The sequence below is a fragment of the Heterorhizobium halophytocola genome (genome assembly GCF_017873095.1).
GTDB lineage: Bacteria > Pseudomonadota > Alphaproteobacteria > Rhizobiales > Rhizobiaceae > Allorhizobium > Allorhizobium halophytocola.
On sequence record NZ_JAGGJU010000005.1, the window covers coordinates 333,138 to 349,783 of the forward strand.

Sequence of the window (16,646 nt, forward strand, 5' to 3'; positions counted from 1 at the left end):
GCGTCTTGATGGACACGCTGTCTGCCAACATGACCTCGCTGACCACCCGGCGTCGGCTCTGGTGGTCCTCGGTGCGCCTCGCCGATGCCTCAGTCTTTACCCCCGCCCCGACACATATCCGGCCTGCGGAAAAGCCGGCCCAGGAGCCGGTCACGATGGACTCGTGCGTCTGCGACAAGCCGATCCTCTACGCAGCACAGGCCAATCCGTTGCTCTTTGCCGCACGCAACACCACCGCTGGAAATGCCGCAGGCACCGGCTCCCCGATCTCGGATGCGGCCGGCCGAATCATGGAGATCCTGATCAACGCCATGCCGGTCGCAACGCGCGCCGTCGTCGACCATCCGCTGCTCGACCCCGACACGCCGGCCGAGCGCCCGCAAATGACGCGCTTCTACTGCGCCCTGAACTGACCGCCTCCCGTTCCGAACGCGCGTTCTTCAAAGCCCCTTAAATCGTTAGGGTTTTCTGCATATTCGAAATTAATTGCGACGCCTGATTATACGCACTCTACATTTCTACTTGCTAATCAATAAAGCCAGCAAGAAGAAAAGCAGAGAGTCCGTTATGTCCCTTATCAGCGACGTCTTCGCCCCCGGATCCGGTGGCTCCCAGTCCAATACGTCCTCCGGCAGTTCCGGCACTTCGAATACCTCCGGCACCTCGGGCAGCAGCAGTTCCGGCAGCGGCCAGCCCAGCGGCACCGACAACCAGACGCCGAGTGCGGGCAGCGGCTCCACAACCGAACCGGATTCGACGGCGCAGACGGATGCCGGCACCGCCAATGACGGCACGACGGCAGACGACGGCACCTATTCGCAATATCCCGAGACGGAGGATACCGCAGGCGGTGGCGAGACGGCGCAACCCGACGAGACCGGATCGGCACCATCCCCGGATCCGGAGCCGACCGAACCTGAGACCAGCGAGGCTGCGCAGCCCGGTGGCGACGGCGCGGCCGCACAACAGCCGGCAGCAGACAGCCCGCGATCCGATGGTGGTGCCGAAAGCGAGCCCGAGGCCGCATCCTCCGGGGGGCCCGCCTCCGGTTCGGCCGAGCCTGGCTCCAGCCAGCCGGCCTCCCCCCCTTCGAACGGCAATGATGCATCGAGCGCCGCCAATCCTGCGGCAAATGCCGCGACCGGCGCGGCGTCCGGCACGCCTGCCAAGTCCGCGACGCCCGCCGCCCGAGCGCCCGCCTATGCCGCTCCGTCCTCGTCATCCCCCGGCGTTGCCACCGGCCGCGACCTGGTCCGCGACCGTGCCATAGAGCTCGCCCAGTCGCGCATCCTTGCCCATCTGCTCGATACGACGCAGACAGAAGAGGAGCTCAATCCCTACGCCCCGCTTTTCAAGACCGCGGATAGCGACATCACTTTGCCGAGCAAGGCCTCGGCGCTCTATATCAAGGTCTGAACGACACCTCGCAGCACCGATATCGGCCCGGAAGCGCGCCCGCTTCCGGGCCGATCGTCGTTGATCGGCGCGCCGTCATTCGGTGATGCGGCGCCCGCGCCCGCTCGCCCACTCCCTGCTTGCGTCCAAATCCGTATCGTGGCATCAGGCCCGCTCCATTCCGCATGCAGACATTCCGCGGACCGCGGCGCTTTCGCACCCGGTCGCTCACAAGCCATCCCAAGACAGTTTTTCAAGAAGGAGCGGACGCATGGCCGAAGCCCTGGGCCTCGATTTCGGTACGACCAACACGGTGCTTGCGCTTGCCGATGGCGGCCTCGACACCCATTCGCTGTCATTCACCTCGCCGGCCGGCGTGAATGACAGCATGCGCACGGCGCTGTCGTTCATGAAGGATCCGCAGCTTGGCACCCGCGCGCTGAAGGTCGAGGCGGGCCATGCGGCGATCCGCAGCTTCATCGACAATCCCGGCGACTGCCGCTTCCTGCAGTCGATCAAGACCTTTGCCGCCTCGGCCCTGTTTCAGGGCACGATCGTCCAGGGCCGCCGCTTCCAGTTCGAAGACCTGATGGAGGTCTTCCTCGGCAAGCTGCAATCTTATGCCGGCGACGGCTGGCCGACCGACAGCAAGAGGGTCGTCGCCGGACGACCGGTGCATTTCGCCGGCGCCCAGCCCAATGCGACGCTTGCCATCGAGCGCTACAACGAGGCGCTGACCCGCCAGGGCTTTGCCTCGATCCACTATGTCTACGAGCCGGTGGCCGCCGCCTTCTTCTTTGCCCGGCACCTGAAGGCCGACGCGACCGTGCTGGTCGCCGACTTCGGCGGCGGTACCACCGACTATTCGCTGATCCGTTTCGAGACATCCGGCGGCAAGCTTTCGGCCACCCCGATCGGCCATTCGGGTGTCGGCATCGCCGGCGACCAGTTCGACGCCCGCATCGTCGACCACATGGTCGCACCCGAGATCGGCAAGGGCAGCAAGTTCAAGAGCTTCGACAAGGTGCTCGACGTTCCCAGCAACTACTACACCAACTTCTCGCGCTGGAACCAGCTGTCGGTGTTCAAGACCTCGCGCGAATTCGCCGACCTGCAATCGCTGGTGCGCCAGTCGCTGGAGCCGGAAAAGCTGGAACTCTTCGTCGACCTGATCGAACACGACGAAGGCTATCCGCTCTATCAGGCGGTATCGGCGACCAAGGTGGCGCTGTCTGCGGCAGACGAGGCGGAATTCAGCTTCGCCCCGCTTGGCGCCGCCGGCCGCAAGACCGTGCGCCGCGTCGACTTCGAACAGTGGATCGCCGGCGACCTCGCGCAGATCGAGGCGGCCCTCGACGAGGTGCTGACCAGTACCAACACGCCGGCATCCGCCATCGACCGGGTCTTCCTCACCGGTGGCACCTCCTTCGTTCCGGCCGTGCGGCGCCTGTTCACCGACCGTTTCGATGCCTCCCGCATCGAGACCGGCAACGAACTCGTCTCGATCGCCCATGGCCTCGCGCTGATCGGCGAACGCGACGATATCGAGCAGTGGACTGCCTGATGGCCGGGGCCTATGCTGCCCCTTGTGCTCCCAAGCCCATCCCGGCGCCGACGAAGGAATCCACCGATGCAGGTCAAACGCGTTGCTCTCACCCTCTTCGGCGCGCTGGTGCTGATCGTCGGCCTACTCTGGATGGCGCAGGGCACGGGCATCTTCCCCTACCCCGCCTCCAGCTTCATGATCGACCAGACCCCGTGGATCCTCTATGGCGCCGGCGTTGCCGTCGTCGGCGCGGTGCTGCTGTTCCTCGCACGGCGCCTTTGACAGACATGGTCTTCGCCATCTTCGCGCTTTGCCCGGCCGGCGACTTCGTCTAATGTCGCGCCATGACTGAAGCCTCCCTTGACCAGCTGAGCCCGGCGGAACTCGCCGCGCTGTTGAGTTTTTATGCCGATGCCGGCGTAGCCTGGATGGTCGAGGACGAGCCGGTCGATCGCATCGCCGAATTCGAGGCACAGAAGGCCGCCCACGAGGCGCGCCGCAAGGCCCCTTCGGCCGGGCCCACCGGAGATGGACAGCCGTCGGCAGCGCCTACGCGCGGTGCGCAGGCACCCGCCCGCCCCGCGACCAATGCCGCGCCTGCCATGGCGATCCCCGACGAGCACGCCGTGACCGAGGCGCGCTTTGCCGCCGAAAGCGCCCGCTCGCTCGACGAACTGAAAACCGCGCTCGAAGGCTTTGCCGGCTGCAATCTGAAGACCAGTGCCCGCTCGACGATCTTTGCCTCCGGCGATCCGACCGGCGGCATCATGGTCATCGGCGGCATGCCGAGCGGCGACGACGACCGCGACGGTCAGGCCTTTGCCGGGCGTGCCGGCATGCTGCTCGATCGCATGCTCTCGGCCATCGGACTGGATCGCAGCGGTCTGCTGCTGACCACCATCGTTCCCTGGCGTCCGCCCGGCGACCGGCCGCCGACCCCGATCGAGGCTGCCATCTGCCGGCCCTTCATCCAGCGCCAGATCGAGCTTGCCGAACCGAAGCACCTGCTGCTGCTCGGCAATTTCACCGCGCGCTTCTTCTTCCAGGGGCAGGAGACGATCCACCTGTTGCGCGGTCAGTGGCGCGAGATTGCCTGCGACAATCACACGGTGCCGGGGCTCGCCTGCCTGCATCCGCTGGAATTGCTGGCGGCACCGGCCGGCAAGGCGCTGGCCTGGCAGGATCTGCAGGACTTCCGCCGCCGCATCGATGGCAAGATCTGACCGCTTTTTAGGCAGAAATGAAGATTTGATGACACAGTCATGCGTTTTGTGCATGGCTGCAGCGCGCCAATACACCTTGCTTGTCTTATGTTGCGCTGCAATATTGACCCCGGGAGGATCGGAACAGCTAGGAATATCGCCGTGACCACCTCTCGCCGTCCCATCCACTGCAATTTCGGCAGCCTGCGTCATGCCGGCGAACGGGTCCGTCTCGGCCAGGGCCATCATTCCGGCGCTCTGGCCACGCATGAACAGCTGACCGCCCGCGCCTTTTCCGCCGCAAGCCGCGTCAGCCGCCCCAGTCTGGTGTTCACCGACTTTCGCAGCGTCTGAACCGATATCCGAAATTTAGCCACGAGACATGCCATGACGGCCGCACGCACCATATTCCTCAACGTCAAGACTGCCCTGCAGCAGATCCAGCACGCCGTCAGCGCATCGCGTGGCTATTCCGATGCCGCAAGGATGCGTCGTGATGACAGCCGTGCCGCGCGCGCCGCCTGGGCCAATCTCGACTGACACGATCCCGTCGGCGGATCCCGCCGGCAGCATGATGCGCCTTGGCACCATCCGTCTACGCGGCTGCCGTTTCCCGCCACAAGCGCCGGGATCCATTCCCTTTCGCCGCGGCTTCCTAGCCTGCCGAACGCTGTCGCAGCACGCTATCGGTCGCCAGCGCCTCGATGGCCCATTCGAAGGCCTCGTCCACCAGCGCCAGCTTCACCGCATGCCAGCGGCAATATTCCGCCAGATAATCGCGTGACATGAACACCGCCGTGCGGCGCTCGTCGACCCAGCGCAGGCAGTCGGCATCGACCGCCTTGCGGAAAAGCCGCTGCAGGTGCGTCCGCGACATCATGAAATGTGACGAGATGGTGCGCGCGTCCAGCCGGCCGACCGGCAGCCAGTCGGCATCGACCGTGTGGTTCACCTGGCAGATCAGTTCGTCCATCACCAGGCCACCGGCCTCGGTCCAGAGGAACATGGCAACCCGGCGCGGCGGATGGCGCCATGTCGGGTCGTCGACGGCCGCGTCGGCAAAGCGCGGCTGCGCCAGCTTGAACAGTTCCGGCCGGCGCTGCAGGATGGCCACCCGCTCGCCGCCGTCGACCAGGTCCAGCGCCGCCAGGTTGAGCATGAACCAGCCGAACATCGCTTCATAGCAGACCATCGTCACTTCGAATCGGCGCGGCCGCTTGGCCGGATCACCGCTCACCTGCACGAAGCGATAGGCGAGCAACTGGTCAAGGAAGGTCAGCACCGTGTTGCGGCTGGCGATCTTCTCGGGCAGGATCTTCGCCTTCAGGCTGCCCGTGGTCAGGCCCGGATGTCCCGGCTCGGTGCTGTGTTTCAGATAAAGCGCAAAGCCCACCTGGCTCATCAGCCAGCGCTGATGCGATGCGAGATACCGTGCAAGACGCGGATTTGCGTCAAACCGGGTTTGCAACTGCCCTGCCAGGAGCTTGAGCCCCGGCACGAGTTTCGGGCAGCCGGCGAGTTCGTCGACCGTCAGTCCCATATCTTCCCCATTCATCGACTATGCGGTTGTGATCCCGCACTGTTGAGGCGCCCCCGCCTACGGACTCGTCAAATCTCGAGGGCGCGGCCATCGAAATCGGAAAACCCAAAAAAGTCTTACCTCGCTATAGCAGCCTCAGGTTTAGTCATCAACGACGAAAGGCCGTGTTCAGACGGTTGACGCGTACAATCAAAGTGAATACTCCGCCCAAGGATACCCGGTCGAAGCCGCCGCGACGTGTCTCGTGCGGCCTTGGCTGTCGCAATCGACGGTTCCTTCGGGGGCGATTACAGGCAAGCTCACTTTATTTGCGGATACCCCCGATATGCTGAAAAGTCTCGCCTCCGTTTCCACCCTGATGCTGTCGACCCTTCTGATGATGGGCGGACTCGGGCTGATGAACTTTCTGGTGCCGGTCCGATCGGTGGCGGAGGGCTGGTCGACGATCACCATCTCGTTCATCGCCACCGGCTACACGCTCGGCTTTACCAGTTCCTGCATCGTCACGCCGATCCTGGTGCGTCGCGTCGGCCATGTGCGCGTCTTCGGCGCCGTCATCACGCTCTTGACCGTCTCCATCCTGGCCTGCTCGCTGGTGGTCGAATGGCATTTGTGGATGCTGTTCCGGGTGCTGGCCGGTTTCGGCATCGCCGGCGCCTATCTGGTGATCGAAAGCTGGCTCAACGAGCGGGTCAACAACGAAAACCGGGGCACGCTCTATTCCGTCTATATGGTCACCGCGCTGGTCGGCTCCATCGGCGGACAATATCTCGTGCCGCTCGCCGACACCTCGAGCTTCGTGCTGTTCGTCGTCTGTGGCCTGGTCTTCTCGTTCGCGCTCTTCCCGACCCTCCTGTCGACGGCCCAGTCGCCGGCGCCGATCGCCCAGGCGGAATTCGACCTGGGTCGTCTCTACCGCCGCTCGCCGGTCGCCTTTGTCGGTTCGCTGCTGTCGGGCGCGCTGTCGGGCACCTGGGGCAGCCTCGGCGGCGTCTACAGCCAGAATATCGGCATGAGCACGGCGCAGGGCGCGACGCTGCTGTCGGCGGTGCTGGCGGGCGGCGCCTTGGCGCAGGTGCCGATCGGCCGGATCTCCGACCGGATCGACCGACGCGCGGTGATGGTCGCTTGCGGTATTTTCGGTGTGATTTCCTGCGTGGTCATGGCGCTGATCGGCGACATGGGTGCCGCGCCGCTCTATGTCGCAGGCTTCATGGTCGGCTGCGTTCTCTATCCGGTCTATGCGCTCAACGCCGCCCATGCCAACGACCTGGCGGAACCGCATGAATATGTGACGATCTCCAGCGCCATCATGATCCTTTACGGCTTCGGCACGGTGATCGGTCCGCTGGCCGCCGGTGGCCTGATGCAGACCTTCGGCCCCTCCGCGCTGATCCTGTTCCTGGGCGCCGCCTTCGCCATCTATTCGGCCTATGCCGCATGGCGCATGACCCGCCGCGCACCCGACGACGGGGTCAACGAGAAGGCAGACTTCCAGGCCATGCCGATCCCGGTCATGGGTACCGACCCGTCGAACGCGCCCAACACGCTGCTGTCGGAGGCAGATCCCCTGCACCCGGCGGCCTGACCGGGGTCATCGCCGAAGACCCGTATCGCGAATGGCTCAGTTCTGCGGTGCCGAGGCGCGGCGGGCCGCCCGCCGCTCGAGCCCCAGCTGGTGCTCGCGGTAGATGATGAACAGGCCGGCGCCCACCACCACGGCAGCGCCCACCGCCGTCGAGATCTCCGGCACCTCGTCGAACACGAAGAAGGCGATGCCCGAACCGAGGATGATCGAGGAATATTCGAACGGCGCGATGGTCGAGACGTCGGCATAGCGGTAACTCTGCGTCAGCAGGATCTGGGCGATCCCGCCGGAAAAGCCGGCAATCACCATCAGCCCCAGCGAACGCAGCGGCAAGGGCTCCCAGCCGAAGAACAGCGTGACGAGCGACAGCAGCGAGGCCGTCACTGAAAAATAGAGCACGATGGTCGAGGTGTTCTCCTCGCGCACCAGCTGGCGCACCTGCAGCATGGCGGCAGCACCCAGCACCGCCGACAGCAGAACCGCGATCGACCCCATCGCCAGATCGGAATGCATCCCGCTTTCGCTGAAAAGCGTCAGCTTCGGCCATGAGATGATCGTCACCCCGACCATGCCGATCAGCACCGCCGTCCAGCGATAGACGCGAACCGTCTCGCCGAGAAAGATGGCGGCGAAGACCACCGCGATCAACGGCATGGCATAGCCGAGCGCAATCGCGTCCGGCAGCGGCAGCAGCCGCAAGCCGTAAAACCCGGCCCCCATCGACAGGATGCCGATCACCCCGCGCTTCAGATGCCCGACCGGGTTCTTCGTTGCCAGCGCCTGGCGCAGGTCGCCGCGCCAGAGCAGATAGCCGATGATCGGAATGATGGCGAAGGCCGAGCGATAAAAGGTGATCTGTCCCGGCGCGATCCCGGTGCCGACCAGCTTGATCGCACTCTGCATGGCGAGGAAGAAGACGATCGACGCGATCTTCAGCGAGATGCCGCGCAGCGGATTGGGATCGGTAGTGGGCATGAGATCGGTATCGGAGGATGAGAGGGTTGCACGAAAGCGGTCCCGTTGCGGGGGCGCTTTGCCGTGGCTTGATGCGGGCGCACATTTGCACGTCTGCACCAGGCGGACAAGATGCGTCCCCGGCAAGCCAGGCTGGTAGAACCGCGTTCTGATTAACCAATAACAAAGGATAAATCGTTAAAGTACGACTTATTCCAAGCATGTCTGACTGATTCCCTTTTTTCAAAACTCTTTTCAAGCAGGGACCGCGCATGTCGAAAGTGAATTTGACCTCCAAGCTCCCGAAGGGAGTGGCGGTCACACCGCGATCCCTTCGTCTGGTGACCGAGGATATCGGCACCGATGTCGGCCGCTTCAGCACGGACAATGCCCATATCGTGCGCCAGATCCGCCTGTTGGCGATCAACGCCCTGATCGAGGCCGCCCGCGCCGGCGAGACCGGCAAGGGGTTTGCGGTCGTTGCCAACGAGGTCCAGCGTCTCGCCCAGAATGCCGCCGACATCGCCGTGCGCTTCCAGGCCGACGTGGTGCAACGCATCGACATCGGTCACCAGATGACGGAGGTCCTCGTCGAGGACATGGAGGGCGCGCGGCTGACCGATCTGGCCCAGACGCTCATACAGTTCATCGTGCGCAATCTCTTCGAGCGGACCGCCGATGTGCGCTGGTGGGCGACCGACCCCGCCCTCTGGCAGGCCCTGGAGACGAAGGAGGTAGCCGCTGCCACCTATGCCGCGGAACGGCTCGGTGTCATCAACCGCTTCTACACGGTCTATCTCGATCTGGTGCTGACGGATGCAGCCGGGCGGGTGGTGACCTCGGCCAATCCCCGCTTCCACCGCGCCCTATCCGGCCGCAGCATGGCCGGCGAAGACTGGTTCCGGATGGCCAGCCAATGCTTGAGCGGTGACGACTACATCGTCGATTCGGTCCGGCAGAGTGCGGCCCATGGCGATCGCGACGTTCTCGTCTATGCCACGGGCGTGCGCGAGGGCGGGCGCAGCGACGGCACCCTCGTCGGAACGCTGGGCGTCTATTTCGACTGGCAGGAACAGGGGCGCGCCATCGTCGAGAAGGAAGCCAACCTGGCGCCGGCCGTGGCGGAGCGCACCGAAGTCATGCTGCTCGACGGCAATCTGCGGGTTATCGCCAGCAGCAATCCGGCACGCCGCTTCACCCATTTTCCGCTCCAGCGCACCGGCGATGCGGCACGCGGCAGCTATTACGACCAGGCCGGCGCGATCATCGCCTATGCCCGCACCCTCGGTTACGAAGACTATGACGGTCTCGGCTGGTACGGGGTCATTCTGCAGCAGACGGACAGCGACGAAATACTGCGCCAGCGCATGGGATTGAAGTGATGGCCGATCGCCGTCAGACACCTAACACTACGCTGCGTCACAATAATTCGGCATCGGAGAGCAGCAATTGCCGCACGTTTTAGCAATCGTTCAGAAATTGGTGTAATCATAAGCGCAACACCGGGACATTTCATCCCCGGTTCGGGAACGCGATTAATACTCCAATTATAAAATCAGCAGATATCGGGATATATGATGCGAACAGATACGGGCCGGGTTGTTCATCTGGCAGACTATCGCCCCACGGACTTCGTTCTGGAGCGCGTGGACCTCACTTTCGAGCTGGATCCCGAAGACACCAAAATCGAGTCGCGACTGATCTTCCATCGCCGTGAAGGCGCCGACCCGCAGGCGCCGCTGGTGCTGGATGGCGACGAGCTGACGCTGTCCGGCCTGCTGTTCGACCAGATCGAGATGGATGCCGACCGCTATACCGCCACCGCATCGAGCCTGACGATCCGCGACCTTCCGGCCGCAGAGCCGTTCGAAGTGACCGTCACCACGATCATCAACCCGACCGCCAATACCAAGCTGATGGGGCTGTTCCGCTCCAACGGCATCTATTGCACCCAGTGCGAGGCCGAAGGCTTCCGCCGCATCACCTATTTCCCCGATCGCCCCGACGTTCTGGCCGTCTACACGGTCAACATCATCGCCGACAAGGAGGCCAATCCGCTGCTCCTGTCGAACGGCAATTTTCTGGGGGGCGCCGGCTATGGCGACGGCAAGCATTTCGCCGCCTGGTTCGACCCGCATCCGAAGCCGTCCTACCTGTTCGCGCTCGTTGCCGGCGACCTCGGCCTTGTCGAAGACACGTTTACCACCGTGTCCGGCCGCGAGGTCGCGCTGAAGATCTATGTCGAGCACGGCAAGGAGCCGCGCGCAGCCTATGCCATGGACGCGCTCAAGCGCTCGATGAAATGGGACGAGGAGGTCTTCGGCCGCGAATACGACCTCGACATCTTCATGGTCGTCGCCGTCTCCGACTTCAACATGGGCGCCATGGAGAACAAGGGGCTCAACATCTTCAACGACAAGTATGTGCTTGCCGACCCGGAAACCGCGACCGATCAGGATTATGCCTATATCGAGGCGATCATCGCGCATGAATATTTCCACAACTGGACCGGCAACCGCATCACCTGCCGCGACTGGTTCCAGCTCTGCCTGAAGGAAGGCCTCACCGTCTTCCGCGACCACGAATTTTCCGCCGACCAGCGCTCTCGCGCGGTCAAGCGCATCGCCGAGGTTCGCCACCTGCGCTCGGAGCAGTTCCCGGAGGATTCCGGCCCGCTCGCCCATCCGGTGCGCCCGACGAAATACCGCGAGATCAACAATTTCTACACGACCACGGTCTATGAAAAAGGCTCCGAGGTCACCCGCATGATCGCCACCCTGCTCGGCCGCGACGGCTTCAAGAAGGGCATGGATCTCTACTTCGACCGTCATGACGGCGATGCCGCCACCGTCGAGGATTTCGTCAAATGCTTCGAGGACGCCAACAGCGTCGACCTCGCTCAGTTCTCGCTCTGGTACAATCAGGCCGGCACCCCGCAGGTCACCGTCTCCTCGGCCTATGACGAGAAGGCTTCCACCTTCACCCTGTCCCTCGAGCAGGTCGTCGCGGCCACGCCCGGCCAGCCGACAAAGGAGCCGATGGTCATCCCGCTGAGCTTCAGCCTTCTGTCCGACGACGGCACGGTCCTGACGCCTTCCTCCGTCGAAGGCGGCAAGGTCGCCGGCGATGTGCTCCAGCTTGTCGAGCGCAGCCAGACCTTCGTGTTCCAAGGCATCGCAAGCCGCCCGGTGCTGTCGCTCAACCGCGGCTTCTCCGCGCCGATCACCCTGCACTACCCGCAGAGCAAGGACGATCTCGCCCATATCGCCCGTCATGACAGCGACCTGTTCTCGCGCTGGCAGGCGGTCACCGATCTGGCCCTGCCCGCCCTGACGGCGGCTGCGCGCAATGCCGCTTCGGGCGCTGCCGTCGAAAGCGACGATGCGCTGGCCGATGTCGTGGTCGCCATTGCGGCCGATGAAAGCCTGGAGCCCGCCTTCCGCGCGCAGGTGCTGGCCCTTTCCAGCGAGGCCGATATCGCCCGGGAACTCGGCTCCAACAACGACCCCGACGCCATCCATGCCGGCCGCCAGACGGTCCTTGCCTCGATCGCCGCCCATGGCGAGCAGACCTTCAAGACCCTGTTCGATACCCTGAATGCGGCCGGCAGCGCCTATAGCCCGGATGCCGCAGGCGCCGGCAGGCGCGCCCTTCGCAACAGCGCCCTGCTCTATCTGACCTTCGTCGAGAAGTCGCCGGCACGTGCAGCCGAAGCCTTTGCCAAGGCCGACAACATGACCGACCTGTCGCAGGCGCTGTCGATCCTCGCCCACCAGTTCCCGGACGCCGAGGAAACCAGGGCAGCGCTTGCAAGCTTCGAAACCCGGTTCGCCGACAATGCCCTGGTCATGGACAAATGGTTCCAGATCCAGGCGACCATCCCCGGCGACATGGCCCTCGACCGGGTCAACGCCCTGCTTGCCAACCCCCACTTCAAGGGTGAGAACCCGAACCGGGTCCGGTCGCTGATCGGCAGCTTCGCCTTTGCCAATCCGACCGGCTTCAACCGCAAGGATGGCGCGGCCTACGACCTGCTGGCAAGCCAGGTGCTCGACATCGACGGGCGCAATCCGCAGCTGGCGGCCCGCCTGCTGACCGCCATGCGCTCCTGGCGTCTGCTCGAGCCGATGCGCGCCGACAAGGCCCGCAACGCGCTGATGCGGATCGAATCGGCGGAAACGCTTTCGGTCGACGTGCGCGACATCATCGAGCGCATGCTGCAGGCCTGAACCACCGGGTGATCTCCAGTGATTTGAAGACGGCCTGCCCCAGCGGCAGGCCGTCTTTTTTGCAGGCGCAACGCCCTGAGCTGCTTGTCTCCGTCACAAATTTCCCAGCGCAAACTTATGGTTAACAATTCGTTACAATTTGCACTGGACACAGAGAATCACCTTTGATTCACTGGGGATGGTTCGAGCGAGCGGCGCGCGAATCACACGAGGATTCAAGGCGGTAGGTATGACGAACGCTCGGCGGGCGACAGCGGCCGACGACTGGCTGCGGCTGTCGTTTTCACAGCTATCGGATGTTATCGAAGAACTGTCGAGGGCAGACGGGCCCCGATCCCGGCGGGTCGAAGCCTTCTTCCGGCAGGCAATCCCAATTCTGATCATTGCGTTTCTCGTCGTTGTGGCGGCGGCGAGAGCGATCGGTGTGGTCGGCGAACATTCCAGAATGCAAAGTTCTCTTCGTCAGACAACGGCCCTTTCTGCGACCATAGCGGCGGCAGCGTTCGCCGACCGCACCGAACTCATCAACGACAACCAGCGCAGCGCCGTCGAGACGCGGCTCAACCAGTTCCTGCCGGGCGAGCGCCTCGGCAAGGGCGGCTTCGTGCTGATGGTCGGTGCCGACGGCCAGATCTTCGCTGCCTCCACCCGCGGCCTCGACTATGTCGGCGACCGGCTGACGACGCTGCTGCCGGAAGTCGCAGCCATCCGGCGCTTTTCCGACGAGACCGGCGCCATCGAGACCGATATCGGCGGCCAGCGCCACTATGCCGTGCTGCAGCCGATCGGCGACACCGGCGCGATGATCCTGGCGGCGCAGTCGCTGAAGGGCATCGCCGATCGCTGGCGCGGCGAAGTCGCCCTCAACGTGACGCTGTTTGCCGGCATCTCGATGATCCTGCTGGTCATCGTCTATGCCTATTTCATGCAGGTCAAACGGGCCCGCGAGGCCGACGACGTGTTCATGGAAAGCAATCTGCGGGTCGAGACGGCCCTGTCGCGCGGCCGATGCGGTCTGTGGGATTTCGATCTGGCGACCCGTCGCCTGTTCTGGTCGCGCTCGATGTATGAAATGCTCGGCATGCGCCCGGACGGCACCTCGCTGTCGTTCGCCGATGCCGCGCGCATGATGCACCCGGATGACGGCGATCTCTACCAGATTGCCCGCTCGCTCGGCCGCAATGGCGACCGGCAGATCGACCACGTGTTCCGCATGCGCCACGATCGTGGCCATTATGTCTGGCTGCGGGCGCGTGCCCAGGTGATGCGGGCGCCGGATGGGCGCATGCGCATCATCGGCATCGCCATGGACGTCACCGAACAGCATCGCCTTGCCCAGCGGTATGCCGAAGCCGACCAGCGCCTGGCCGACGCGATCGAATGCACCTCGGAGGCCTTCGTGCTCTGGGACAAGAATGATCGCCTGGTGATGTGCAATGCCCATTTCCAGAAGGTCTATGGCCTGCCCGACGACATGCTGCTGCCCGGCACCGAGCGCGCTGCGGTCAATGCCGCCGCCGCCCGCCCGATCGTCCAGCGGCGGGTTATCGATCCCGACCAGAGCGGCGCCTCGCGCACCTCCGAAGTGCAACTGGCCGACGAGCGCTGGCTGCAGATCAACGAACGGCGCACCCGCGACGGCGGCATGGTCGCGGTCGGCACCGATATCACCCTTCTCAAGCGTCATCAGGAGCGCCTGCGCGAACAGGAACGCCGCCTGATGGCCACCATCGGCGATCTCTCGTCGTCGCAAAGCAAGCTGGAGCGGCAGAAGACCGAACTGTCGATCGCCAACACCAATTATCTCGCGGAAAAGGAACGCGCCCAGGCGGCCAACCGGGCAAAATCGGAATTCCTCGCCAATATGAGCCACGAGCTGCGCACGCCGCTCAACGCCATTCTCGGCTTTTCCGAAATCCTGCAGAACAACATGTTCGGCCCCATCGGCTCGCCGAAATATGCCGAATATGCCCGCGACATCCATGACAGCGGCCAGCATCTGCTGAACGTCATCAACGACATCCTCGACATGTCGAAGATCGAGGCCGGCCAGATGAAGATCCGCCGCGAGCGCATCGACCTGGTGCCGCTGATCGAGGAAAGCCTGCGCCTGACCTCGATGGCGGCGGAAGAGAAGAACATCACCATCGAGCAGCGGCTGTCCGACGGCCTCGCCGTCTATGTCGACCGCCGTTCGGTCAAGCAGGTCCTGCTGAACCTGCTGTCGAATGCGGTGAAGTTCACCGACAATGGCGGGCGCATCGCCTTGCGCGCCCATCGCAGCGCCAGGGGCATCGTGCTGACGATCGCCGATACCGGCATCGGCATTCCCTCGGCCTCGCTCGGCAAGATCGGCCAGCCCTTCGAGCAGGTGCAGAGCCAGTATGCCAAGAGCACCGGCGGCTCGGGCCTCGGCCTCGCCATCTCCCGTTCGCTGATCGCGCTGCATGGCGGCACCTTCCGCATCCGCTCGCGCGAAGGCAAGGGCACGGTCATCTCGCTGACCATTCCCGACAGCCAGCTGGCTCTCGTGCCCCCGGCGCCGCGCCGGACCCATGCCACGCTGCCGGCGGCCAATCAGGTGCGGGAGCGCGCCTGACGCCCTTTGGACATTCCCATTGACGCCACCCCGCGTCACATTTTGCCGTCGAGACACGAACCCCAGTCTTGACGGCATTTTTTTGCCCAAGCCGCAGCCCCGCAGGTCTCGTGCTGGCGACGGCCGGCGAACCGGTCAGGGCCAGCCAACCGTCAATAGATGCGACCGCGAAACATCGGGCCGAGGGCCTCCAGCCCATGCCGTTCGCCGCGATCGGTGACCTGCCGGTAGTCCGGCGGAAACTGCCTGAACTCCTCCGCCGTCGGCGCGATCCCACGCTGGTTGCGCAGGAACAGGCGCAGATATTCCGCCTCCAGCACCCGCGCCTCGAACCGCTCGCGCTCCGCCTCGACCGGCACGGCCTCCAGCTCGGCTTCGGCAGCGGCAGCATCGCCCTTGCGATAAAGCGCCAGGGCGATGGCGCCATGCAGCACCGATTTGCAGGCGGCCGTCGCCAAGGATGTCCTTGCCGCGCGGATCGCTTCGTCATAGCGGCCCTTGTCGTGGAACAGCTGCACACGCGACAGCGCAATGTGGTGCAGCAGGTTGGTGTCCACGCACTCCTGCTCCTTGGCATCCAGATAGGCATGCGCTGCCGCAGCCCCGCTTGTGCGCATCAGCGCGGTGAATTCGAAAAGCGGATCCATCAGCGCCTGGACGGCGCCCCAGGCACCATCGCTGGCCGTTTCGACCATTCCGTTTGACAACAGCATTGCATGTCCCTTCGCATTCGGTGCCGCGCGCAGGGTCTTGTCGTCCGCCCCGACCCGGCCTGCGCATCCCGCGGTCAACCGACCTCTGTTCAACGCTTGCGAAGTCGCCATCGAATTATGATCTTTTTCCGCCCAAATTACCGCTGTCGCGGGGCAGCGACGTTAAGGAATCGTTAAACATTCAAGGTGTTGCGCAGATCACACGCAACACATTGTGTTCGGGCGACGCCGCCGCTAGGGTCTTGCGCCTGCCAACCGGGATCCGCCTCTTGCCGCGTTACATCGTCCGCCTCCACCTGATCATCCCGCTGCTTGCGGCCCTGGCGCCGGTCGAGGCCTTCGCCGAGGGCAAGGTGCTTCAACGTGTCGAGACCTATGCCGTGCGGGGGACGACAGGGCTGGAACTCTATCGATCGATCGGCGAACACGGGCCGGTGCTCGGGGCCAGCCGCGCCATCGCCCATACCGGCTTCCGGCTGACATGGAAGCGGGACTACCAGCAACGCGGCGCGGCCTGCGTTCTCGCCTCGGCGATACCGACACTGGTGATCACCACGGTCCTGCCCGAGGCGAAGGGCCGCCTGCCACAGGCGTTGAAACGCAGCTGGGACATTTTCCTGGCCGGCGTTACGGCACACGAGGCCGTGCATGCTGGCTACATTCGCGACCTTGCCCGCGACATCGAAAAGGCGACCGTCGGCCTGACCGAGCCGAACGACCCCGGTTGCCGCAAGATCCGCCAGACCATGCAGCCGATCCTCGGCGCCCTGTCGACTGCGGAACGTCGCAAACAGCGGGATTTCGACAAGGAGAGTTTTGCCGACGGCGGTCAGGTTCACCAGTTGATCCTGGCGCTCGTCAACGGCCCGTGACGGCCTTG

15 protein-coding genes are annotated in these 16,646 nt (G+C 64.3%); 12 read left to right on the forward strand and 3 right to left on the reverse strand.

What is annotated here, in order from left to right; all coding sequences use genetic code 11:
• The first annotated feature begins 8 nt into the window (after positions 1–8).
• The 7 genes from J2Z17_RS11415 (at position 9) to J2Z17_RS11445 (ending at position 4,683) form a co-directional block, all read left to right on the forward strand.
• Entirely contained in the window at positions 9–413 is a 405-nt protein-coding gene (locus J2Z17_RS11415) for a hypothetical protein (RefSeq protein WP_209944997.1), read from the forward strand.
• 154 nt (positions 414–567) lie between these two features.
• A complete protein-coding gene (locus J2Z17_RS11420; RefSeq protein ID WP_209944999.1) occupies positions 568–1,416 on the forward strand; it encodes a prolipoprotein diacylglyceryl transferase in 849 nt (282 codons plus the stop codon).
• Positions 1,417–1,666: 250 nt separating this feature from the next.
• Positions 1,667–2,959 carry an Hsp70 family protein gene (locus J2Z17_RS11425; protein ID WP_209945001.1) on the forward strand — a complete coding sequence of 431 codons (1,293 nt, stop codon included), beginning with the start codon at positions 1,667–1,669 and terminating at the stop codon, positions 2,957–2,959.
• A 66-nt stretch (positions 2,960–3,025) separates the two neighbouring features.
• Positions 3,026–3,223, forward strand: a complete 198-nt coding sequence (locus J2Z17_RS11430; protein ID WP_209945003.1) for a hypothetical protein — start codon at positions 3,026–3,028, stop codon at positions 3,221–3,223.
• A gap of 62 nt (positions 3,224–3,285) precedes the next feature.
• Positions 3,286–4,164 carry a uracil-DNA glycosylase gene (locus J2Z17_RS11435; protein ID WP_209945005.1) on the forward strand — a complete coding sequence of 293 codons (879 nt, stop codon included), beginning with the start codon at positions 3,286–3,288 and terminating at the stop codon, positions 4,162–4,164.
• Between the two features lie 141 nt (positions 4,165–4,305).
• The gene (locus tag J2Z17_RS11440) at positions 4,306–4,497 is read left to right on the forward strand and encodes a hypothetical protein (protein ID WP_209945007.1); all 192 of its coding nucleotides are present in this window, start codon (positions 4,306–4,308) and stop codon (positions 4,495–4,497) included.
• 33 nt (positions 4,498–4,530) lie between these two features.
• Complete coding sequence (locus J2Z17_RS11445) at positions 4,531–4,683, forward strand: hypothetical protein (RefSeq protein WP_209945009.1); 153 nt, start codon at positions 4,531–4,533, stop codon at positions 4,681–4,683.
• A gap of 115 nt (positions 4,684–4,798) precedes the next feature.
• On the opposite strand, the gene J2Z17_RS11450 is transcribed toward J2Z17_RS11445, so the two are convergent.
• Entirely contained in the window at positions 4,799–5,683 is an 885-nt protein-coding gene (locus J2Z17_RS11450; RefSeq protein WP_209945011.1) for a hypothetical protein, read from the reverse strand.
• Positions 5,684–6,008: 325 nt separating this feature from the next.
• On the opposite strand from J2Z17_RS11450, the gene J2Z17_RS11455 reads away from it, so the two are divergent.
• Entirely contained in the window at positions 6,009–7,271 is a 1,263-nt protein-coding gene (locus J2Z17_RS11455) for an MFS transporter (RefSeq protein ID WP_209945013.1), read from the forward strand.
• A 36-nt stretch (positions 7,272–7,307) separates the two neighbouring features.
• Here the strand turns inward: J2Z17_RS11455 and J2Z17_RS11460 are convergent, their stop codons facing one another.
• Complete coding sequence (locus J2Z17_RS11460; RefSeq protein WP_209945014.1) at positions 7,308–8,246, reverse strand: DMT family transporter; 939 nt, start codon at positions 8,244–8,246, stop codon at positions 7,308–7,310.
• Between the two features lie 251 nt (positions 8,247–8,497).
• On the opposite strand from J2Z17_RS11460, the gene J2Z17_RS11465 reads away from it, so the two are divergent.
• From J2Z17_RS11465 to J2Z17_RS11475, 3 genes are all read left to right on the forward strand, one after another.
• Entirely contained in the window at positions 8,498–9,607 is a 1,110-nt protein-coding gene (locus J2Z17_RS11465) for a methyl-accepting chemotaxis protein (protein ID WP_209945016.1), read from the forward strand.
• A 195-nt stretch (positions 9,608–9,802) separates the two neighbouring features.
• Complete coding sequence (gene pepN, locus J2Z17_RS11470) at positions 9,803–12,454, forward strand: aminopeptidase N (protein WP_209945018.1); 2,652 nt, start codon at positions 9,803–9,805, stop codon at positions 12,452–12,454.
• A gap of 229 nt (positions 12,455–12,683) precedes the next feature.
• On the forward strand, positions 12,684–15,053 hold the full coding sequence (locus J2Z17_RS11475) for an ATP-binding protein (RefSeq protein WP_209945020.1): 2,370 nt from the start codon (positions 12,684–12,686) through the stop codon (positions 15,051–15,053).
• Positions 15,054–15,205: 152 nt separating this feature from the next.
• On the opposite strand, the gene J2Z17_RS11480 is transcribed toward J2Z17_RS11475, so the two are convergent.
• Positions 15,206–15,766: a hypothetical protein gene (locus J2Z17_RS11480; RefSeq protein WP_209945022.1), complete on the reverse strand. Its 561-nt coding sequence runs from the start codon at positions 15,764–15,766 to the stop codon at positions 15,206–15,208.
• A 269-nt stretch (positions 15,767–16,035) separates the two neighbouring features.
• Here J2Z17_RS11480 and J2Z17_RS11485 point away from each other — a divergent pair, with 269 nt between their 5' ends.
• On the forward strand, positions 16,036–16,638 hold the full coding sequence (locus J2Z17_RS11485) for a DUF922 domain-containing Zn-dependent protease (RefSeq protein WP_209945025.1): 603 nt from the start codon (positions 16,036–16,038) through the stop codon (positions 16,636–16,638).
• The last annotated feature ends 8 nt before the right edge of the window (positions 16,639–16,646 follow it).

What these genes read in the sequence shown, in the direction of transcription:
- J2Z17_RS11480 (WP_209945022.1), bottom strand. Translation starts at nt 15,766, where the DNA reads ATGCTGTTGTCAAACGGAATGGTCGAAACGGCCAGCGATGGTGCCTGG.
- J2Z17_RS11420 (WP_209944999.1), top strand. Translation starts at nt 568, where the DNA reads ATGTCCCTTATCAGCGACGTCTTCGCCCCCGGATCCGGTGGCTCCCAG.
- J2Z17_RS11465 (WP_209945016.1), top strand. Translation starts at nt 8,498, where the DNA reads ATGTCGAAAGTGAATTTGACCTCCAAGCTCCCGAAGGGAGTGGCGGTC.
- J2Z17_RS11445 (WP_209945009.1), top strand. Translation starts at nt 4,531, where the DNA reads ATGACGGCCGCACGCACCATATTCCTCAACGTCAAGACTGCCCTGCAG.
- J2Z17_RS11460 (WP_209945014.1), bottom strand. Translation starts at nt 8,246, where the DNA reads ATGCCCACTACCGATCCCAATCCGCTGCGCGGCATCTCGCTGAAGATC.
- J2Z17_RS11430 (WP_209945003.1), top strand. Translation starts at nt 3,026, where the DNA reads ATGCAGGTCAAACGCGTTGCTCTCACCCTCTTCGGCGCGCTGGTGCTG.
- J2Z17_RS11435 (WP_209945005.1), top strand. Translation starts at nt 3,286, where the DNA reads ATGACTGAAGCCTCCCTTGACCAGCTGAGCCCGGCGGAACTCGCCGCG.
- J2Z17_RS11450 (WP_209945011.1), bottom strand. Translation starts at nt 5,683, where the DNA reads ATGGGACTGACGGTCGACGAACTCGCCGGCTGCCCGAAACTCGTGCCG.
- pepN (WP_209945018.1), top strand. Translation starts at nt 9,803, where the DNA reads ATGCGAACAGATACGGGCCGGGTTGTTCATCTGGCAGACTATCGCCCC.
- J2Z17_RS11475 (WP_209945020.1), top strand. Translation starts at nt 12,684, where the DNA reads ATGACGAACGCTCGGCGGGCGACAGCGGCCGACGACTGGCTGCGGCTG.
- J2Z17_RS11425 (WP_209945001.1), top strand. Translation starts at nt 1,667, where the DNA reads ATGGCCGAAGCCCTGGGCCTCGATTTCGGTACGACCAACACGGTGCTT.
- J2Z17_RS11455 (WP_209945013.1), top strand. Translation starts at nt 6,009, where the DNA reads ATGCTGAAAAGTCTCGCCTCCGTTTCCACCCTGATGCTGTCGACCCTT.
- J2Z17_RS11415 (WP_209944997.1), top strand. Translation starts at nt 9, where the DNA reads ATGGACACGCTGTCTGCCAACATGACCTCGCTGACCACCCGGCGTCGG.